This is a genomic window from Arthrobacter mobilis (assembly GCF_012395835.1).
GTDB lineage: Bacteria > Actinomycetota > Actinomycetes > Actinomycetales > Micrococcaceae > Crystallibacter > Crystallibacter mobilis.
In genome coordinates this window covers 426,762-445,005 of sequence record NZ_JAAZSQ010000002.1, presented here as the reverse complement: position 1 = coordinate 445,005, position 18,244 = coordinate 426,762, and the positions used below count along the sequence as shown (strand labels likewise).

At 70.8% G+C, this 18,244-nt stretch carries 16 protein-coding genes; 7 read left to right on the top strand and 9 right to left on the bottom strand.

Annotated elements, in window-relative coordinates:
• Positions 1-45 precede the first annotated feature (45 nt).
• The 5 genes from hpf to mtrA form a co-directional block, all read right to left on the bottom strand.
• Positions 46-753: a ribosome hibernation-promoting factor, HPF/YfiA family gene (gene hpf / locus HGG74_RS04555; protein ID WP_168485132.1), complete on the bottom strand. Its 708-nt coding sequence runs from the start codon at positions 751-753 to the stop codon at positions 46-48.
• Between the two features lie 138 nt (positions 754-891).
• Complete coding sequence (locus HGG74_RS04550) at positions 892-1,839, bottom strand: hypothetical protein (RefSeq protein ID WP_168485131.1); 948 nt, start codon at positions 1,837-1,839, stop codon at positions 892-894.
• 127 nt (positions 1,840-1,966) lie between these two features.
• Complete coding sequence (locus HGG74_RS04545; RefSeq protein ID WP_168485130.1) at positions 1,967-3,676, bottom strand: LpqB family beta-propeller domain-containing protein; 1,710 nt, start codon at positions 3,674-3,676, stop codon at positions 1,967-1,969.
• A gap of 55 nt (positions 3,677-3,731) precedes the next feature.
• The gene (gene mtrB, locus HGG74_RS04540) at positions 3,732-5,390 is read right to left on the bottom strand and encodes an MtrAB system histidine kinase MtrB (RefSeq protein WP_246262647.1); all 1,659 of its coding nucleotides are present in this window, start codon (positions 5,388-5,390) and stop codon (positions 3,732-3,734) included.
• Between the two features lie 54 nt (positions 5,391-5,444).
• Positions 5,445-6,122: an MtrAB system response regulator MtrA gene (gene mtrA / locus HGG74_RS04535; RefSeq protein WP_168485128.1), complete on the bottom strand. Its 678-nt coding sequence runs from the start codon at positions 6,120-6,122 to the stop codon at positions 5,445-5,447.
• A gap of 161 nt (positions 6,123-6,283) precedes the next feature.
• Between mtrA and HGG74_RS04530 the strand changes: the two genes are divergently transcribed.
• The 6 genes from HGG74_RS04530 to HGG74_RS04505 are packed head-to-tail and all read left to right on the top strand — an operon-like array spanning position 6,284 to position 12,433.
• Positions 6,284-7,510: a DUF7847 domain-containing protein gene (locus HGG74_RS04530; protein ID WP_168485127.1), complete on the top strand. Its 1,227-nt coding sequence runs from the start codon at positions 6,284-6,286 to the stop codon at positions 7,508-7,510.
• A gap of 53 nt (positions 7,511-7,563) precedes the next feature.
• Positions 7,564-8,199, top strand: a complete 636-nt coding sequence (locus HGG74_RS04525) for a DUF4129 domain-containing protein (RefSeq protein ID WP_312856735.1) — start codon at positions 7,564-7,566, stop codon at positions 8,197-8,199.
• The gene (locus tag HGG74_RS21880; protein ID WP_168485126.1) at positions 8,196-9,461 is read left to right on the top strand and encodes a DUF4350 domain-containing protein; all 1,266 of its coding nucleotides are present in this window, start codon (positions 8,196-8,198) and stop codon (positions 9,459-9,461) included. Before HGG74_RS04525 ends, HGG74_RS21880 begins: the two co-directional genes overlap by 4 nt.
• Positions 9,458-10,489, top strand: a complete 1,032-nt coding sequence (locus HGG74_RS04515) for an AAA family ATPase (protein WP_168485125.1) — start codon at positions 9,458-9,460, stop codon at positions 10,487-10,489. The genes HGG74_RS21880 and HGG74_RS04515 overlap by 4 nt, the downstream gene beginning before the upstream one ends.
• Before the next feature lie 21 nt (positions 10,490-10,510).
• Positions 10,511-11,803, top strand: a complete 1,293-nt coding sequence (locus HGG74_RS04510; RefSeq protein WP_168485124.1) for a DUF58 domain-containing protein — start codon at positions 10,511-10,513, stop codon at positions 11,801-11,803.
• Positions 11,804-11,833: 30 nt separating this feature from the next.
• Entirely contained in the window at positions 11,834-12,433 is a 600-nt protein-coding gene (locus tag HGG74_RS04505; RefSeq protein WP_168485123.1) for a DUF4166 domain-containing protein, read from the top strand.
• 11 nt (positions 12,434-12,444) lie between these two features.
• Here the strand turns inward: HGG74_RS04505 and HGG74_RS04500 are convergent, their stop codons facing one another.
• The 4 genes from HGG74_RS04500 to HGG74_RS04485 form a co-directional block, all read right to left on the bottom strand.
• Positions 12,445-13,518, bottom strand: coding sequence for a uroporphyrinogen decarboxylase/cobalamine-independent methonine synthase family protein (locus tag HGG74_RS04500; protein WP_312856734.1), 1,074 nt, complete (start codon positions 13,516-13,518; stop codon positions 12,445-12,447).
• Entirely contained in the window at positions 13,508-13,903 is a 396-nt protein-coding gene (locus tag HGG74_RS04495) for a chorismate mutase (RefSeq protein WP_168485122.1), read from the bottom strand. Before HGG74_RS04495 ends, HGG74_RS04500 begins: the two co-directional genes overlap by 11 nt.
• Before the next feature lie 538 nt (positions 13,904-14,441).
• Positions 14,442-15,575, bottom strand: coding sequence for a tRNA 2-thiouridine(34) synthase MnmA (gene mnmA / locus HGG74_RS04490; RefSeq protein ID WP_168485121.1), 1,134 nt, complete (start codon positions 15,573-15,575; stop codon positions 14,442-14,444).
• A gap of 63 nt (positions 15,576-15,638) precedes the next feature.
• Entirely contained in the window at positions 15,639-16,862 is a 1,224-nt protein-coding gene (locus HGG74_RS04485; RefSeq protein ID WP_168485120.1) for a cysteine desulfurase family protein, read from the bottom strand.
• 145 nt (positions 16,863-17,007) lie between these two features.
• Here HGG74_RS04485 and HGG74_RS04480 point away from each other — a divergent pair, with 145 nt between their 5' ends.
• Positions 17,008-18,234, top strand: a complete 1,227-nt coding sequence (locus HGG74_RS04480; protein ID WP_168485119.1) for an NAD(P)/FAD-dependent oxidoreductase — start codon at positions 17,008-17,010, stop codon at positions 18,232-18,234.
• The last annotated feature ends 10 nt before the right edge of the window (positions 18,235-18,244 follow it).

Sequence of the window (18,244 nt, the reverse complement as noted above, 5' to 3'; positions counted from 1 at the left end):
CCGCTCCCCCGCTGGTTGCGGGTCTGCAGGCTCCCGGGGTCCGGATCAGGACCGGTAGGCCAGCAGTTCGGACTGGGCAGTGGACTTCTCGTCGCAGTTGGCGTCCAGGGAAATGACACCATAGGTCCAGCCGCGCCGGCGGTAGACAACGCTGGGCGAGCCCGTGGCGGTATCGATGAACAGATAGAAATCATGGCCGACGAGTTCCATGTTGTCGACAGCGTCGTCGAGCGTCATGGGCCGGGTCGGGAAGACTTTGCGGCGGATGAGCACCGGCGAGTCTCCGGCCGGTACGTCGTTCTCGATTTCATAGCCGGTCTGTTCCTCCTCGGGTGCCGCGGAGGATTGTGCGGCCCGGGCGGATGCCTCCTCGTGCAGCGGGATGGAGCTGCTGGCCGGCGGCAGCGGGGCGGTTGCCTCGTGGACGCCCTTCGGAACGTGGCGGCCGTGGTGGACCTTGCGCCGGTCGCGGGCGCGGCGAAGCCGTTCCATCAGCTTGCCGTAGGCAAGGTCGAAGGCGGCGAACTTGTCTGCGGCCGACGCTTCGGCGCGGACCACAGGGCCGCGTCCGAGGACCGTCAGCTCGACCGTCATGGAACTCTCAGCGTTGCGGGCATTAGTCTCCTTGGTGACCTTGGCATCCAGGCGCTGGACCTTGTCCCCCAATTGCTCGATCTTGGAGACCTTCTCTTCAGCGTACTCACGGAAACGGTCGGAAACGGACAGATTCCTGCCGTTGATGTTGAATTCCATGGTGCCCTCCGTACTTGCTTAGATGACACAACAGCGACTGCAGGAAATACTCCTCTCAGTCGCTGAAGATGGGCCACATCCTTCTTCAGGAGCCCATACTTCACGTTAGAACAACCCCCCGCTTTATTCACCCCTTCGTCAGGTTAAATTCACCCGGCCCGGCGACAATCGGCGGGCCGGCGCGTGCTGCTGCGGAACACCGGCGCCGGTTTCGCTCACGGCTGAGGCAGGATCCGCGCCGTGCCTCCGTCCGGCGCGCATGCCGCGGCCAGAACCACGCCGCCGGCAACCTGACCCCCGGCCTGCCGCACTGCGCGGGCCAGTTCCGCGGGCGTGGCGCCGGTGGTGAGGACATCGTCCACCAGCAGGCAACTGTGCCCGGCCAGGACCTCCCGGCAGCGCCGGCGCACCTGCATGGACCCGGCGACGTTGCGACGGCGGGCCGACCGGCCCAACGCCTTCTGCGACCGCCCGCCCGGCAGCCCCGGGACGCGGCCGGACCGTCGCCGCATGCAGCACGACGACGCCGGGCGGCAGCAGCCTGCCCCGCTCCAGCCGGCGCAGCAGCAGGCCAAGCGGCTCATAGCCGCGCCGGTTCCGTGCGCGCGGACGTGCCGGCACCGGGACCAGCAGCAGCGGTCCGGGGCCCGTTCCCCGCAGCTGCCCCGCGGCGTCGTGCACGGCCCGGCCCAGGGCTGCCGCCAGCACGGCTGCCAGGTCCGTCCGGCCGTGGTTCTTGAAAGCCAGGACCGCCAGTGCCAGCTCGTGGCGGTAGCGGCCGGCAGCGACCACCGGCAGGACCTGCGGGTCCCGCATGCCAGGCCCGGCGCCGTCCAGGCAGTCGTCGAGGAAGGGCAGCGACGCCGCCCCTGCTTCGGCGCGGTAAGGCCGCGCCGTCGCCCGCCGCAGGCTGGCCCGGCAGCCCGGACACAGCCCCTCATCCGGAGCAGAGCAGCCGGCACACTCGGTGGGCAGGACCAGCCGGCCAAACTCCGACCACCACCGGCGCAGCAGCTGGACTTCGGGCCGGTAGTAGAACGAATCCAGTGCTGATGCCACGGCGGCGGCACGGTCGCTGCTGTCCATGCGGCCAGCCTGCCGTTCCGGTCCTGCCGGTGCGAGGAGCCGGTGCTGTTCGGGGGACAACCGCCCGGAGTTGCGCGCCTGTGCAGGACGTGTCGCGCAGGTGCCCCGGGGAGGAACCGGCTGCGTGCTAACCGGGGAAGGCCCGGTCCCGGACTACCGGCGGGGACTGCGGGGCCCAGCTGTTGCCGACCCTGACGTAGAGGGTGTCGGGGGTTTCGGCATAGACGTCCTCGGGACCGTTGCCTGCGCTGATCCCGATCATGCCCTCGAGCGGGGCCATCCGCAGCGACGTCGCATCCAGTCCCAGCGCCTCCGCCGTGACGTCCTTGGTGGACGAGGCCGCCATGACCACCACTGTTTCCTCGTTGGCCCATACGCCCCGGTCCACGCGCACCGAAGGGTTCAGCGCGGTGGGTGTGTTAATGCTCTTCGGCCGGCCGTCCCGGTCCCGCACCACCCCGGCGACGTACACCTTGGTGGTGCCGCCCTCGACGGCGATGATCAGGGCCCGCGATCCTTCCCGGGAGATTTCCAGAGCCTTGATCGTGCGTTCGGTCAGCCATTGGGCTCCGACCTCGACCAGAGCGCCCCGCCTCCGGTCCGGCGCCACCGCGTATACCTGGCCGCTGCCGTCCCCGGCCGCGGTCCACGCCCAGTCAAAGGGATCCACGCTCGGCGCCGTCAGGGCCGTGCCGGTTGCCGCCTCCTGCACCGACCGGTCGGTCCCGATGACCAGCATCCGGGTCCGCTGACCGTTCAGGAACGCGAACTGCTGCTGGTCCAGGGACATGGCCGGGTCCTGGGGCGCGAACCGCGCCACCGAGGGAAGGTCCTCCGGGCGCATCGGCCGGGATCCCTCGTAGTAGACCAGTTCGCCGTCCAGCACGGCGATCTGGGTATCACCGACGGCCGGATCGCGGACGGCCGCATGGAAGGCCGGGTCCGGCCCGCTGCCCAGGTCCACATCGCGCTGGTCCACCGTGAGTTTCACCGTGCTGATGGTGTTCAGCCCGGCCAGGGTCAGTTCCAGCTGCTGCTGCATTTGCTGGCGCCGCAGGAAGGTGGTCCCGGTCAGCACCTCGGCGGACAGATCCACCGTCGCCGCACCGGACTCTACGGGCACCGAGCGCCGCACCAGTGTGGTGCCTTCCGGGAAGGCACTGAGCACCGCGCCGGCCAGGTAGGGTGCCGGCCCTTCCAACAGTGCGGACACGATGGCGGCGGAGACGCCCTGACGGCTGGCGAACCAACGGACATCGGGGACGGCGTAGGTGTAGGTGGCGTCGTAGAAGTACAGGTTGCGGGCGGCGAAAAGAGTGCGGAAGTCCGCGGCGGAGAGCATGGTGCCGTCGGGGATCCGGGAGATCCGCCACTGGCCGTCCACCTGGACGAGGTTCACCGGAACGGATTCGGTGGTCCCCTCCTCCGCCGCCTGCAGGATCCCGCGCTCATCCACCACGGACTCCACTTCCAGCTGCAGGACGAACTCGGATTCGGACGGCGATCCGACGATCTTGACGGCGTCGCGGAACACCACCGTGCGCTCCACCGGCTTCCATTCGCCGGCCAGCGACGGTGCCAGGAACTCGCGGGCGATCTTGTAGTCGTCCTGCGTGGCGGTACCGGCCAGGAGGAAGCCCTGCACGATTTCCTCGGGCGTGGCCCCCTCCTCCGGTCCCGGCGGATTAAAGGTGTACTCCGGCCCCTGGTTCCGCCCGCCGTCCTCCGCCAGGTACGTGGCCACCGGACCGGAGGTGGGGATGGCTGAGCAGGCGGTCAGCAGGACCGCCAGCAGGACGGCGACGGCGTGCAGCGGCAGCGCCGTTCCTCCCCGCATCCCGGCGCGTCGCAGCCTCCCGCCGCTAGCAGGCTCGCGGCGGGGCCCTCGGCTGCTAGCTGTGGTGTTGGGCACGTTCCTCCTCCTTGCCCGGGCCGGTGGCCGGGGCCGCGGCAGGAAGGCCGGCATGCGGCTCTGCCTCGCCAGCTCCTCCCGGGGCGAACGGCGGCTGCGGCAGCGGGGACTGCTGCAGCACCGTATTGCGGCGCCGCGGCAGCGTCAGCCGGAAGCAGGACCCTTCGCCCGGTTTGCCCCAGGCCTGCAGCCAGCCCCCGTGCAGCCGGGCGTCCTCGGCCGCGATGGACAGGCCCAGACCGCTTCCGCCGGTGGTCCGGGCCCTGGCCGGGTCGGCCCGCCAGAACCTGTCGAAAACCTTGGACGCCTCTTCCGCCGTCATGCCGATGCCATGGTCGCGCACGGCCACCGCCACAGCCTCCTCGGAGGCGGCCACGATGACCTGCACCGGCCTCCCCTCGCCATGTTCGAGCGCGTTGACAATCAGGTTGCGCAGGATCCTGTCGATCCTGCGCGGGTCCATGTCCGTGATGCAGTGATCCAGGCCGGTCACCAGTTCCAGCGCCGAGCCGGAACTCTCTGCCAGCGGGCGCGCGTCCTCGATCGCGCGGCGGACCACGTCCAGCAGGTCGGCCGGCTCGGCATCCAGGACCGCCGCACCGGCGTCGAACCGGGAGATTTCCAGCAGGTCCGCCAGCAGCGCCTGGAAGCGCTCCACCTGGTTGTACAGCAGCTCAGCGGACCGGGCGTTGACCGGATCGAAGTCCTCGCGCGCGTCGTAGAGCACCTCGGCCGCCATCCGGACGGTGGTCAGCGGCGTGCGCAGCTCGTGGGAAACATCCGACACGAACCGCTGCTGCATTTCCGACAGGGCCGCCAGCTGGGTGATCTGCTCCTGGAGGGTTTCGGCCATATGGTTGAAGGAAGCACCGAGCCGGGCCAGTTCGTCCTCGCCCTTGACGACGAGGCGTTCCTGCAGCTCGCCGGCGGCAATCTTCTCCGAGGCCGCCGCCGCCTCGCTGACGGGGTGCACGACGGCGCGGGTCACCAGCCAGGCAACCCCGCCGATCAGCACCAGCAACAGGCCGCCGCCGACCCACAGCACGCGGTGGATGAAGTCCAGGGTCTGCTGCACCGAGGACAGGTCGTAGATCAAGTAGAGCGCATAGGTATTGCCCGGCGGCAGGACCACCTGGGTGCCGAATGCGATGCCAGGCACATCCTTGTCCCCCACGGGCAGTTCCAGCGCCTGGCGGTATTGTCCCTGCCCGCCGGCGACGGCCTGGCTGAGGGCTTCGGGAATCGTGGCAGCCGTAATGGTGGAATTCGTCAGGCTGGCCACATAGAGGTTCTGCGAGTTCTTCAGCGGGGTGAGCAGGAAGTACCGGGGAGCCTCCGCCCCGGTACCTTCGAGCAGCTGCAGGGTGTCGGTGACCATGGTGGTGACCGTCTCCCGGTCGCTGGCCGAGGAATTCTCGAAGATGCTCTTGACCCGGGACAGGCCGCGCTGGGCCTCAGCCTCGGCCTGCTGCACCCGCTCCTCGTACAGGCCCGAGGCGATCTGGCTCGACAGGAACGCACCGACGCCGGTAAAGGCCAGCGCCGTCAGCAGCACGGTGGCGGCCACCGTGCGGAACTGCAGCGAACGGCGCCACTTGTGGGCAATCGTGCCCGCGGAATTCAGGATGGCATGGCGCAGGCCGGCGGCAGATGCCGCCAGCCTCGCAGGCCATCGTCCCAGCGCAAGCTCCAACTAACCTTGGCCAGCCTTATAACCGACGCCGCGGACGGTGAGCACAACCTCGGGCGCCTCCGGATCACGTTCGATTTTGGACCGCAGCCGCTGGACGTGCACATTGACCAGCCGGGTATCAGCGGCATGGCGGTAGCCCCATACCTGCTCGAGCAGCAGTTCGCGGGAGAATACCTGCCACGGTTTGCGCGCCAGCGCCACCAGCAGGTCGAACTCCAAGGGCGTCAGGGAAATCTTCTCCCCGCCGCGGTGCACCGCATGGCCGGCAACGTCGATCACGACGTCGCCGATCCGCAGCGTCTCGGGGGCGCGCTGGTCCCCGGGCCGCAGCCGGGCCCGCACCCGGGCCACCAGTTCGGCAGGCTTGAAGGGCTTGGGCACATAATCGTCGGCGCCCGACTCCAAGCCGCGCACAACGTCGGAGGTGTCCGATTTGGCGGTCAGCATGACGATCGGAACATCGGATTCGGCGCGGATCTGGCGGCAGACTTCGATTCCGTCCATGCCGGGCAGCATCAGATCCAGCAGGACGAGGTCCGGTTTCGTGCTGCGGTACACCTCGACTGCCTTGGCGCCGTCAGCGCAGAATACCGGGTCGAACCCGTCGTTGCGCAGGACGATGCCGATCATCTCGGCCAGCGCCTCATCATCATCTACGACCAGAATGCGTGCCTTCATATCTCCCTATTCTTCCGCATACCCGGCCATCCTCCGGTATTCCCTGCCGCCGGCCCGCCGCCCACACCCCGCCGGTGCGCGTCCTATGAACTGTCAGGCGGAAACTATAGGCTGTTGGAAGGCTAACACTTTGACATTTTGACCAGTGCAGGGGGATTTTCTTGAGCCAGGGTCCAGCTGGCAGCGGACAGCCACCGTGGGGCCAGCAACCTCAGTGGGGCCAACCGCCGCAATGGGGGCAGCAGCCACAGTGGGGGCAGGTCCCGGGCTGGCAGCAGCCCCCCGGGTCCAGCCCCGGGCCGGGCGGCCAGCCGGGACATCCCGGCTACCCCGGATACCCCGGCTATACGGCGCCGCCGAAGCCGGGAGTCATTCCGCTGCGCCCGCTTGGCGTCGGGGAAATCCTCGACGGCGCCTTCCAGGCCGCCCGCAAGAATGCCGCCGCGGTCTTCGGCACCGCCGTGCTGTTCCAGGTCGCCGTCACCCTGCTGGCCTGGCTGGCCGGCGCCCTGCTGCTGGGCGTGCTCGGCGGGACCCAGGTGCTGGCCGGGAACGAACTCCCGGAGGAATCGGCGCTGTCCCTCGGGGCATCCCTGCTGGTTTCCTCGGCCGTGCTCGGCCTGCTCTCCAGCGTGGGTGTCCTGCTGCTGCAGGGCGTGCTCGCCATTCCCACCGCCCGGGCGGCGGTGAACCAGCGGACCGGGTTCGCCCTGATGTGGTCGCTGGCCCGTGGCCGGACCGGGGCGCTGGTCGTCCTGGGCCTGCTGTACCTGCTGCTGACCGTCCTGGTGCTGGCCGCCATCGTTGCCGGCGCCGTCGTCCTGGCGGACCTGCTGGGAGCGGCGTCGGCCCTGATCATCGTGCTGGTGGCCGTCGGGCTGGTCCTGGCCGCGGTCTGGATCGGCATCAAGCTGATGCTGGCGCCGGCGGCCATGGTCCTGGAACGGGCGTCGCTGCCTGGTTCGCTGCGCCGCTCGTGGCAGCTGACCAGCGGCAACTGGTGGCGCACCTTCGGCATCGTGCTGCTGTGCACGGTCATCGTCTCGGTCATTACCTCGGTGATCAGCATGCCGATCTCCTTCGCCCTGGGCCTGGTGGCCCCGCTGACGGGGGAAACTGCTTCGCCCGAGGAGATGCTGGCCGTGATGGGGCCGCTCACCCTGGCGTCGATGCTGGTCTCATCCATCTTCTCCGCGATCGGCTACGCCTTCCAGGCCGCCGTGATCGCCCTGGTGTACATCGACCTGCGGATCCGCCGCGAAGGCTTCGACGTCATCCTCGCACACGAGCATGAGCAGGCGGCAGGATCCGAGACCCGCACGATTCCGGGCCTGTCCCCGGGTCCGGCCGGGCCGCCGGATGCCTCGGGCAGCCCGTGGGCCCGCTGATCCAGGGGCTGGCAACGGCCGCAATCCCCGGACCTTCCGGCTTTGGCGTTCCCGTGGCACCGGACCCGGATGAGGCGCGCGAGCTGCTGATCCGGGAACTGGCCAGGCAGCAATACCAGGACGCCAAGCCCGGTCTCCTGGAAGAGCTGCTGGAGGGCTTCCTCCGGTGGCTGGAGGAAACGCTCTCCTCGCTGGCAGGACTGGATCCGAATGCCGGCACCTTGGTGATCGGGCTGGCCGTCCTGCTGTTCATCGCGGCCATGATCTGGATCGTCAAGCCGCGGCTGGACCGCCGGCGGCGGCACCGGGCCGAGGTGTTCGACGCCGGTTACACCCGGACCGCCGCCGAGCACCGCAGCCTGGCGGCAGCTGCCGCCGCCCGCGGCGACTGGAACACCGCCGTGACCGAACAGTTCCGCGCGCTCGTGCGTGCCGCGGAGGAGCGGACCGTACTCGAGGAGCAGCCCGGCCGGACCGCCGACGAAGTCGCCGCACGGCTCGCCGCCGTCTTCCCCGGACACGCCGGCGGGCTCCGCCGGGCTGCCGGGATCTTCGACACGGTCCGCTACGGCAACCTTCCCGCGGACGAAGACGGCTACCTCGCCGTGCGGGGGCTGGATGCCGCCCTGGCGTCATCGCCGCCCGGGGCTGACCCCCGGGCTGTTGCGGAGCCGGCGGTGCCGCAGTGACGGCGCCGGCGGGAGTCCTGCCGGACACGGCACCGGCCGACGGCACCGCACCTTCCGGTACCCGCAGTCCCCTCCGGCAGGTGCTGCGCCGCTGGGGCTTCTGGTTTCTCCTGTTCCTGCTGCTGGCCGGCATGGTGGTGCTGCAGCTGGTCCGCTCGGCCGGCGATACCCGCGGGCTCTCCCCCGGCAATGCGGCCCCGGACGGGGCCAAGGCGGTGGCCGAGGTACTCCGTGCCCAGGGCGTGCAGGTCCTCGTTCCGCAGTCCCTGGAGGAAGCCGGCGGGCTGCTGGCCGGCCGGGAACCTGCCACGCTGCTGCTGCACGACGCCGACGGCTACCTGCAGCCGGCGCAGCTGGAACTGCTGGAGGACAAGGCCGCCCGGCTGGTCCTGGTGGAACCGTCACTGCCGCAGCTGCGCGCGCTTGCCCCCGGTGTCCTGCCTGCCGGGCTGGTCCCCGGCGACGGCGGACCGCTGCCGGCGGACTGCAGCGTCCCCGGCCCGGCGGCCGCCTCGGCCATCTCCCGCGGGGGGCTGGCCTACCGGGCGGACTCGCTGTGCTTCACCTTCGATACCCCGGCAGACCCGGCCGGAGCCTACGCCACCACCGGCGGCGGCAGCACGGTGGTCCTCGGTGCCGGCCACGTGCTCAGCAACGGACGGATCACCGAACAGGGCAACGCCGCGCTGGCCCTGCACACCCTGGGCAGCACCGCAAGGCTCATCTGGTACCAGCCCAGCGCGGATGACGTCCAGCTGACGGAGCAGCCGCGGGAGCCGCTGAGCCTGCTGCCGGCGTGGGTGCACCCGGTCTCGCTCTGGCTGCTGGGCACCGGTGTGCTGGCCATGCTGTGGCGCGGCCGGCGGCTCGGCCCGCTGGTCACCGAGCCGCTGCCCGTCGTCGTCCCCGCCGCGGAAACCGCGCAGGGCAGGGCCCGGCTCTACCAGCAGTCCAAGGCGGTGGCCCGCGCGGCGGCCAACCTTCGCGCCGGGACCCTGGCCCGGCTGGCGGCGCACCTTCGACTGGGTCCCGGAGCCGACGCGGCCGCCGTCGTCCATGCCACCGCCGCCGCCCTGGGGACCGCCGCCGGGTCCTTGCCGTCCGGGCAGCCCGGCGCGGCCGGGCCCTCCGGCCCCTCCGCCCGGTACAGCCCCCCGCAGCTCGAGCACCTGCTGCTCACCTACACCCCCGGAACCGAGGCCCAGCTGGCCGCCTGGGCCCGGGACCTGCTGGCCCTAGAGAAAGAGGTAATCCGCCGATGAGCGAGCACCACCCCAACCCGCAGCTTGAAGCCGCCCGGGAGGAGGCCGCAGGCGGGTCCGGCGCCCCTGCCGGCGGACGGGACCGGCCCCGGCAGGCGCTGCTCGATGTCCGCGCGGAGGTGGCCAAGGCGGTGGTGGGCCAGGATGCGACCGTCACGGGCCTGCTGATCGCGCTGCTCGCAAACGGCCACGTGCTGCTTGAGGGAGTGCCCGGGGTGGCCAAGACCCTGCTCGTGCGCACACTCTCGGCGGCCCTGAGCCTGCAGACCAAGCGGATCCAGTTCACCGCCGACCTGATGCCGGGCGATGTCACCGGCTCGCTGGTCTACGACACGCACACGGCCGAGTTCACCTTCCGGGAGGGCCCGGTCTTCACCAACATCCTGCTCGCCGACGAAATCAACCGCACCCCGCCGAAGACCCAGGCTTCGCTGCTCGAAGCCATGGAGGAACGGCAGGTTTCCGCCGACGGCGTCGCCCGCAAGCTACCCGAGCCCTTCATCGTCGCGGCCACCCAGAACCCGGTCGAGTACGAGGGAACCTACCCACTGCCCGAGGCGCAGCTGGACCGCTTCCTGCTCAAGCTGACCATGCCGCTGCCCGACCGCGGCGCCGAGATCGAAATCATCCGGCGCCACAGCCTCGGCTTCAATCCCCGCGACCTGGCCGCAGCCGGGGTACGGCCGGTCGCCTCGGCCACCGACCTGGCCCTGGCCCGGGCCGACGTGGCCCGCGTGGAGATCGCACCGGAAGTGCTCGGCTACATCGTGGACCTGGTCCGGGCCACCCGCTCCGCCCCGTCCTTCCAGCTCGGCGTCTCACCCCGCGGCGCCACCGCTCTGCTCAACACCGCCAAGGCCTGGGCCTGGCTCAGCGGACGCGGCTTCGTCACCCCTGACGATGTCAAGGCCCTGACCCTGCCCGCCCTGCGCCACCGGGTGCTGCTGCGGCCGGAGGCCCAGATGGACGGCGTCCAGGCCGACGACGTGCTGCAGAGCATCCTGGCCACCGTGCCGGTGCCCCGCTGACGGACCGGTTCCGGGATCCAGATGGCACTGACCGGACGATTCATCCTGCTGGCGCTGGCCGGCATCATCCCGCTGCTGCTCTTCCCCTCCGGCACAACGGCGCTGTGGTGGCTGCTGCTGCTGGCCGCGGTGGTGGCCGCCGACCTGCTGCTGGCGGCGTCCCCGCGCAAGATGCTGGCCCACCGGACGCTGCCCGGCAGCGTCCGGCTCGGCGAAGACTGCACGGGGCGGCTGGAACTGATCAACTCCGGCACGCGGACCCTGCGCGCCCGGATCAGGGACGGCTGGCAGCCCTCGGCCGGGGCGGCCGATCCCGTGCAGCAGCTGCTGATCCCGGCCGGCGAGCGCCGGTTCATGTACGTGCGGCTGCGGCCGCAGCGCCGGGGGGACCTGCGGGCCCACCATGCGACCATCAGGTCCTTCGGGCCGCTGGGGATGGCGGCCCGGCAGCGCACGCTGCCGCTGCCGGGCGCGCTGCGCGTGCTCCCGGAGTTCCGCGCCAAGCGCCATCTGCCGTCAAAGCTGCGCAAGCTGCGCGAACTCGACGGCAAGGCGGCCGTGCAGATCCGCGGCGCCGGCACGGAATTCGACTCGCTGCGCGACTACGTGCGCGGCGACGACGTGCGTTCGATCGACTGGCGGGCCACAGCCCGGCGGCAGGCTGTCGTCGTGCGCACCTGGCGCCCGGAGCGGGACCGCCGCGTGGTCATTGTGCTGGACACCTCCCGCACGTCCGCTGCCCGGATCGACGACGAGCCGCGGCTGGATACCGGCATCGAAGCGGCGCTGCTGCTGGCCGTGCTGGCCGAGCGCGGCGGGGACCGCGTGGATTTCCTCGCCTTTGACCGGCGGGTGCGGGCGCGGGTGAAGTCCTCGGACAAGTCCAACATGCTCAACCAGCTGGTCACTGCGATGGCACCGCTGGAGCCGGAGCTGATCGAAACCGACTGGAGCCAGCTCCCGGCCCAGGTCCAGGCCGTCGCCTCGCACCGGTCGCTGCTGGTGCTGCTCACCGCGCTGGATTCCGGCGCCGCCGAGGAGGGGCTGCTGCCGGTGCTGGCACAGCTGGCCTCGAGGCACATGGTGCTGGTGGCCTCGGTGAGGGATCCGCACCTGGACGAGCTCCGGCAGGCACGCGCGACCGCCTCCGAGACCTTCCGGGCCGCCGCCGCCGAGCGGGCGCTGCTGGAGCGGGCCGCCGTTTCGGCCGCCATCCGGCAGCTGGGCGCCGAAGTGGTCGATGCCACGCCGCATGAACTGCCGCCGGCCCTGGCCGATAAATACATCCAGCTCAAGGCGGCCGGCCGGCTGTAGGAGGCGGACACGTCCATCTACCGGCAGGCCATGGGGGCCCGCTTCTTCCAGCTGCAACCCGAACTTCAGGAGTACTTCGGCCTGGAACCGTCCGGGCCCCGCTCCCGCGGCACCGGGAGCGGAACCTTCGACGTCGCCGGCTGCCCCCTGCCGGTGCTGCGGCCGCTGCTGGCCCTGACGGCCCGGGACCGCTCGCTCTTCCCGGACTATGGGCGCGACGTGCCGTTCAGCATCGTGAATCTGGCCCGGCTGGATGGGTCCGGGGGGCCGGCGCTGACCGCCCTGCGCACGCTGGACTTCGCCGGCCGCACGCGGATCCTGGAGGACACGACGTCCTGGGATGCCGCCAGCGGCCTGCTGGTGGACCGGCTGGGCCGCAGCGGCCGGCTCGCGACGGATCTGGTCTGCAGCGTAGGTGCCGGCGGCCGGATGCGCCTGGTCTCCCGCCGCGCCCGCCTGCTGGCGGGCCCGCTGCCGCTGCCGGTGCCCAGGCTGCTGGAGGCCGCCGCGTTCACCGAACAGTGGTGGGACCGGGCCGAGGGCCGGTTCCGGATCCGCACCAAGGTCATCCAGCGCCAGCTTGGCACGGTGCTCGAATACGACGGCGCCTTCAGCTACCGGCCCGGGTAACAGGGCCGGGCTCAGGCGTCGGCGACGACCTGGTTGAGGGCGTCGGCCACCTGGCCGAGCCGGGTCAGGACCTGCCGGGCGGCGGCAGGAGTGTGCCCGGCCAGGCCTGTGGAGGGGGTAATGCGCAGCTGCGGCAGGCTGGCTGCCGGCAGGCCGAGCTGGCGCCAGGGGCGCAGCACCCCTTCGACCAGTTGCCTGACCTGCGGCACCTGCGCCGCAGGGTCGGCGGTGTCCAGGGCGCCCAGCCAGATCCTGCGGTCCGCTTCCACGGCCGACGCGACGGTTTCCCACCGCCGCGTGTCCAACCCGGACGCCGGGACAGCGAAACCGTCGACGTCGACGCCGGCAACTGCCTCGAGGGCCGTGCCGGCAGCCGGAACGGCCAGCACGACTTCGACGGCCCCGGCATCGCGCAGTGCGCCGATCACCGTCTGCCAGGCCTGGGAAACCTCGGGGCCGGGAACCGAACGCAGGGTGCGGTAGCCGCTGGCTGTCGGGATCGAGCCGGCGAGCACGCGGTCGATCTCCGGCTCGTCGAGCTGGACCACCAGCTGAGTTCCAGCCGGAACCGATGCGGCCACCCGGGCCAGATGCCCTGCGGCGCCGGCGGCCAGCGACTGGACCAGGTCCCGGCGGGCACCGGCATCAAGCAGTGCCCGCTCGCCGTTGTGCAGGTAAAGGTTGGCGGCCAGGGACAGCGGCCCGCGCAGCTGCACTTTCAACTGCCGGCCCGGGTTCTCCTCCGCCCCGGCCACATCGGCCAGCACGTTCAGGTCGGTGGCCAGCGCCGAGACGGCGCGGCGGTGGTCCTGGCCGGGGCGGTCCACCAGGCGCCACCCATGCGGCTGGACGTCCACGGCCAGCTCCACCAGCATCGCCGCGGTCCGGCCCACCGGGTCCGAGCCGGTCCCGCGGTCCGGCAGCTCCACTAGGTGCGGCAGGTTCGGCTCGCCCAGTTCGCCGCGCACCGTCCGGGTCGCTTCCACCGGATCCGTCCCCGGCCAGCTGCCCAGGGCCGTGGCGGAGACGAGCAGCGGACGTTCAGACCCGGTGCACTGGACGGACGCGGGGGCCTCAGCGGCCACTTGTCGGTTCCTCGACCGGATCCGCGGCCGGCCCGTGGTTTTCGGCAATGGCCTGGTGGTGGCGGATCACCTCGGAAATGATGAAATTCAGGAACTTCTCGGCGAAGGCAGGGTCAAGGTGCGCCTCTTCCGCCAGGCGGCGCAGGCGCGCGATCTGGGCCACTTCCCGGTCCGGGTCGGCGGCCGGCAGCTTGTGCCTGGCCTTCAGGTAGCCCACGCGCTGCGTTGCCTTGAACCGTTCGGCCAGCAGGTAGACCAAGGTGGCATCGATGTTGTCGATACTGCCCCGTACGGCAAGCAGCTCTTCCATTACTTCCGGAGCCACCTGCCCGGCAAGGGAACTGGCTGAGGGGTCGAAGTCGGCTGCGGCGTGCGGTTCAGTCATGCGTCCAGTCTATTGTTTTGCCGCGGTCCGATGCGCAGAGCCTGCCCTCTATGAAGCTGCGCACGGCACGGCAGGCCTGTGTCCGAACCCGCCTGCGGCCGGCTTCGCTGCCGTTGGCCGGCCGCCGCAGCCGGCGCGGCTACTGCCCTTCGCTGCGTTCCCGGCGCCCCTGGTCCCCCCGGCCGGTCCCGGCCCGGGCCGCACCGTCCGGTTGCCTGCCCCGGTCGGCCTGCGGTGCGGCACGCCGGGCCGGGACAGGCACCTTTCGGGAGGCCTTCCGCTGCGGCGGAGGCGGGCTGTCGGGCAAAGAGCATTTGGCGGCAAGGGCAGCCACCACGCGCCTGGCATAGTCCGGGGTAATTTCCACAACCGCCCACCTTCCTCGGCCGTCCGGGGCAGACGCTCCACCATCGGAACTGTCCTGGCAGGAACAGTACTGCCTGCTACCGACACAACAGCCGCCGGTCCCCTGCTCTCCAGTGGATTCAGGCTAGCGGCCGGCTCCGACCGTTTTGCCCCGGCCGTCAGCGGACCGGGGTCAGGAGACCCGTGCCGGGTCCCAGTCCAGCGAGCGCGCCGAATCGATGGTGGCCTGTCCCAGCACACGGGTGCCTTGGTAGAGCACCAGCGTCTGGCCCGGAGCCACGCCGCGCATCGGTTCGACCAGTGTCACCACCAGCTGCTGCCGGCCGCCGTCGAGCTGGACCCGGGCCGTGGCAGCCACCGGATCGCCGTGGGCGCGCACCTGCACCATGCAGTCGAACTCGGCCTGCGCCTGAACGGCGGGGATCGGCAGCCCGGCCCATGACACCTTGATCCCGCGCAGCTGGTCCACCGCCAGCAGGGCCTCGGGCCCCACCACCACCTTGTTCTCCTTCGGCCGGATTTCCAGCACAAAGCGCGGCTTGCCGTCCGCGGCCGGCCGGCCGAGCTTCAGGCCGCGGCGCTGGCCCACGGTGAAGGCGTTGGCGCCCTCGTGCGCGCCCACGACGGCACCGGTTTCGTCCACGACCTCGCCCGGCTGCATCTCGATCCTCTCGGCCAGCCAGCCGCGGGTATCGCCGTCGGAAATGAAGCAGATATCGTGGCTGTCCGGCTTGTTGGCCACGGACAGGCCCCGGCGCGCCGCCTCGGCGCGCACCTCGGCCTTGGACGGGGTGTCCGCCAGCGGGAACATCGAGTGCTTGAGCTGTTCGTGCGTGAGCACGCCGAGCACATAGGACTGGTCCTTGGCCCAGTCCGCGGCCCGGTGCAGTTCCCGGTTGCCGTGTTCGTCCTCGATGACCTTGGCATAGTGGCCCGTGCAGACGGCGTCGAACCCGAGGGCGAGCGCCTTTTCCAGCAGAGCGGCGAACTTGATCCGCTCATTGCAGCGCATGCACGGGTTCGGAGTGCGCCCGGCGGCATATTCGGCGACGAAGTCGTCGACGACGTCTTCCTTGAACCGCTCGGAAAAGTCCCAGACATAGTAGGGAATGCCCAGGATGTCGCAGGCCCGCCAGGCGTCCCGGGAATCCTCGATGGTGCAGCAGCCGCGGCTGCCGGTGCGCAGCGTTCCGGGCATGCGGGACAACGCCAGGTGGACGCCGACGACGTCGTGCCCGGCCTCCACGGCCCGTGCCGCCGCCACGGCCGAATCCACGCCGCCGCTCATCGCTGCCAGTACCTTCATAACCAATCCTTGTGTTCTCGTTGATGCCCCGCCGTGCGGCCGGGTGCTGCAGGTGCCGCCGGGTTAGAGGTCCTGGGTGCCGGCGGTGCGGATCGTCGACTCATGCCCGGCCATGCCGGCCTTCCGGGCACGCGCGTAGGCTTCCGGCAATGCCGCCACCAGTGCTTCAACGTCGGAGTCGGTCGAAGTATGCCCGAGGCTGAACCGCTGCGCCCCGCGGGCCTGCTCCTCGGTCAGCCCCATGGCCAGCAGCACGTGCGAGGGACGGGGCACGCCCGCGGTGCACGCGGACCCGGTGGAGGACTCCACCCCGGCCAGGTCCAGCAGGAACAGCAGTGAATCGCCTTCGCATCCAGGGAAGGTGAAATGCGCATTGCCCGGCAGGCGCAGCCCGGCCAGGTCCGGGTCGGGGGTGCCGCGCAGCACCGCTTCGGGAACGGCGGCGGCGACGCCGGCGATGAGCTTTTCACGCAGCCGGGCCAGCCGCAGGCTTTCCTCGGGCAGACTGGCGACGGCGGCTTCTGCCGCCGCCGCGAACGCGGCGATCGACGGCGTGTCCAGGGTGCCGGAGCGGATGTCCCGCTCCTGCCCGCCGCCGTGCAGCACCGGCGTCAGCTTCACGCTGCGGCCAACCAGCAGCGCCCCGACGCCTACCGGGCCGCCGATCTTGTGCCCGCTGATGGCCATGGTGTCCAGGCCTGAACCGGCAAAGGACAGCGGCAGCGCCCCGAATGCCTGCACCGCATCCGAGTGCACCGGAATGCCGTAGGCGTGCGCGAGCCGGGCAATGTCGGCGACCGGCTGCACCGAGCCGACTTCGTTGTTGGCCCACATGACCGTCACCAGCGCAACCGAGCCGGGGCCGGCTTCGATCGCGGCGCGGACGTCCTGCACGGAGACCACGCCGTCGCCGTCGACCGGCAGCCAGCACACCTCGGCGCCTTCGTGCCGTTCCAGCCACTCGACGGTATCCAGCACCGCATGGTGCTCCACGGGTGAACAGATGATCCTGCGCCGCCGCGGGTCCTCGTCCCGCCGCGACCAGTACAGCCCCTTGACGGCCAGGTTGTCCGCCTCGGTGCCGCCGGAGGTGAACACCACCTCAGAGGGGTGGGCGCCGGCGGCGGCGGCGAGCGTTTCGCGGGCGTCCTCCACCACCCGGCGGGCACGCCGGCCGGAGCCGTGCAGCGAGGAAGGGTTTCCGCAGCGGCTGAGTTCACGGGTGAGTGCGGCCAGGGCCTGCGCCGAAAGGGGCGTGGTCGCCGCGTGGTCAAAATACACGGGCACGAAGTCATTTTACCGGGTGGTGCGCTCGATCCGTGCCGGCGGGAACCGGGCCGGACCGGGGCCGGCGGCGGCGTTGACTTGCCCGGGACCGGTTCCTATGGTCATAGCAAGCCACCGGGGGCAGTTCCGGACAAAGGAGCACACCATGGGCCCGAACCACATCATCATTGCCGGCGCGGGGCTGGCCGGTGCGACCGCTGCCAAGGCGCTGCGGGCGGAGGGCTTCGACGGCAAACTCACCCTGGTCGGGGCCGAAACGCACTATCCGTACCTGCGTCCGCCGCTGTCCAAGGCCTTCCTCGCGGGCAAGGAATTGGCCGAAGACGGCAGGATCGAGACCCCGGCGTGGTACGACGAGCAGGATGTGGACGTCAAGCTCGACGAGTCCGTGGACTTCATCGACACCACCACCTGCCGGGCCACACTCTCCCGCGGCGGCTCACTGGCCTATTCGAAGTTCCTGGTCGCCACCGGTGCCTCCCCGCGCCGCCTGGAGATTCCCGGTTCCACCCTCGAAGGGGTCCGCTACCTGCGCACCATCGATGACAGCCGCACCCTGCATGATGAGCTGATCCGCGGGGACCGGCGGCTGGTCGTCATCGGCCTGGGCTGGATCGGCATGGAGGTGGCCGCCACGGCGCGGCAGCTGGGCAATGACGTGACAGTGGTGGGTCCGGGCGGGATCCCGCTGGCCGGCGCGCTGGGGCCGCAGATCGGTTCGCTGTTCGCCGACAAGCACCGGGCCGAAGGGGTTCAGTTCCGCACCGGCCGCAGGCCCGCGCGGATTACCGCCGATTCCGGCGGCCGGGCAGCCGCCGTCGTGCTCGACGACGGCGGGCAGCTGGACGCCGACCTGGTGCTGGTGGCCATCGGCGCCGAGCCGAACACGGCGCTGGCGGAGGCGTCCGGGCTGGCCTGCTCACGGGGTATCGACACGGACGCTTCGCTGCTGACCTCCGCAGCCAACGTCTATGCTGCCGGGGACGCGGCCAATGCCTTCCATCCGGTCTTCGGCGCCCGGCTGCGCAGCGAGCACTGGGCCAATGCCATCGCCCAGGGCAATACGGCGGCCAAGGCGATGCTCGGGCAGGAGCCGGTCAATGACGATATCCCGTACTTCTACACCGACCAGTTCGATATCGGCATGGAGTACTCGGGATTCTTCCCCTGGGCCACCGGCGAGCCGGTGATCCGCGGAAATGCGGCAGAGCTGGAGTTCATTGCGTTCTGGCTGCGGGATTCGAAGGTGGTGGCTGGTATGAATGTAAACGTCTGGGATGTGCAGGATGCCATCCAGGACCTGATCCGTTCCGGGCGCCCCGTCAGTGCTGCGGAGCTGTCCGACGAGTCCAAGGAGCTGACCAGCCTGTGACAGTACCTGC

What these genes read in the sequence shown, in the direction of transcription:
- hpf (WP_168485132.1), bottom strand. Translation starts at nt 753, where the DNA reads ATGGAATTCAACATCAACGGCAGGAATCTGTCCGTTTCCGACCGTTTC.
- HGG74_RS04550 (WP_168485131.1), bottom strand. Translation starts at nt 1,839, where the DNA reads ATGGACAGCAGCGACCGTGCCGCCGCCGTGGCATCAGCACTGGATTCG.
- HGG74_RS04545 (WP_168485130.1), bottom strand. Translation starts at nt 3,676, where the DNA reads ATGCGGGGAGGAACGGCGCTGCCGCTGCACGCCGTCGCCGTCCTGCTG.
- mtrA (WP_168485128.1), bottom strand. Translation starts at nt 6,122, where the DNA reads ATGAAGGCACGCATTCTGGTCGTAGATGATGATGAGGCGCTGGCCGAG.
- HGG74_RS04515 (WP_168485125.1), top strand. Translation starts at nt 9,458, where the DNA reads ATGAGCGAGCACCACCCCAACCCGCAGCTTGAAGCCGCCCGGGAGGAG.
- HGG74_RS04510 (WP_168485124.1), top strand. Translation starts at nt 10,511, where the DNA reads ATGGCACTGACCGGACGATTCATCCTGCTGGCGCTGGCCGGCATCATC.
- HGG74_RS04505 (WP_168485123.1), top strand. Translation starts at nt 11,834, where the DNA reads ATGGGGGCCCGCTTCTTCCAGCTGCAACCCGAACTTCAGGAGTACTTC.
- HGG74_RS04495 (WP_168485122.1), bottom strand. Translation starts at nt 13,903, where the DNA reads ATGACTGAACCGCACGCCGCAGCCGACTTCGACCCCTCAGCCAGTTCC.
- mnmA (WP_168485121.1), bottom strand. Translation starts at nt 15,575, where the DNA reads ATGAAGGTACTGGCAGCGATGAGCGGCGGCGTGGATTCGGCCGTGGCG.
- HGG74_RS04480 (WP_168485119.1), top strand. Translation starts at nt 17,008, where the DNA reads ATGGGCCCGAACCACATCATCATTGCCGGCGCGGGGCTGGCCGGTGCG.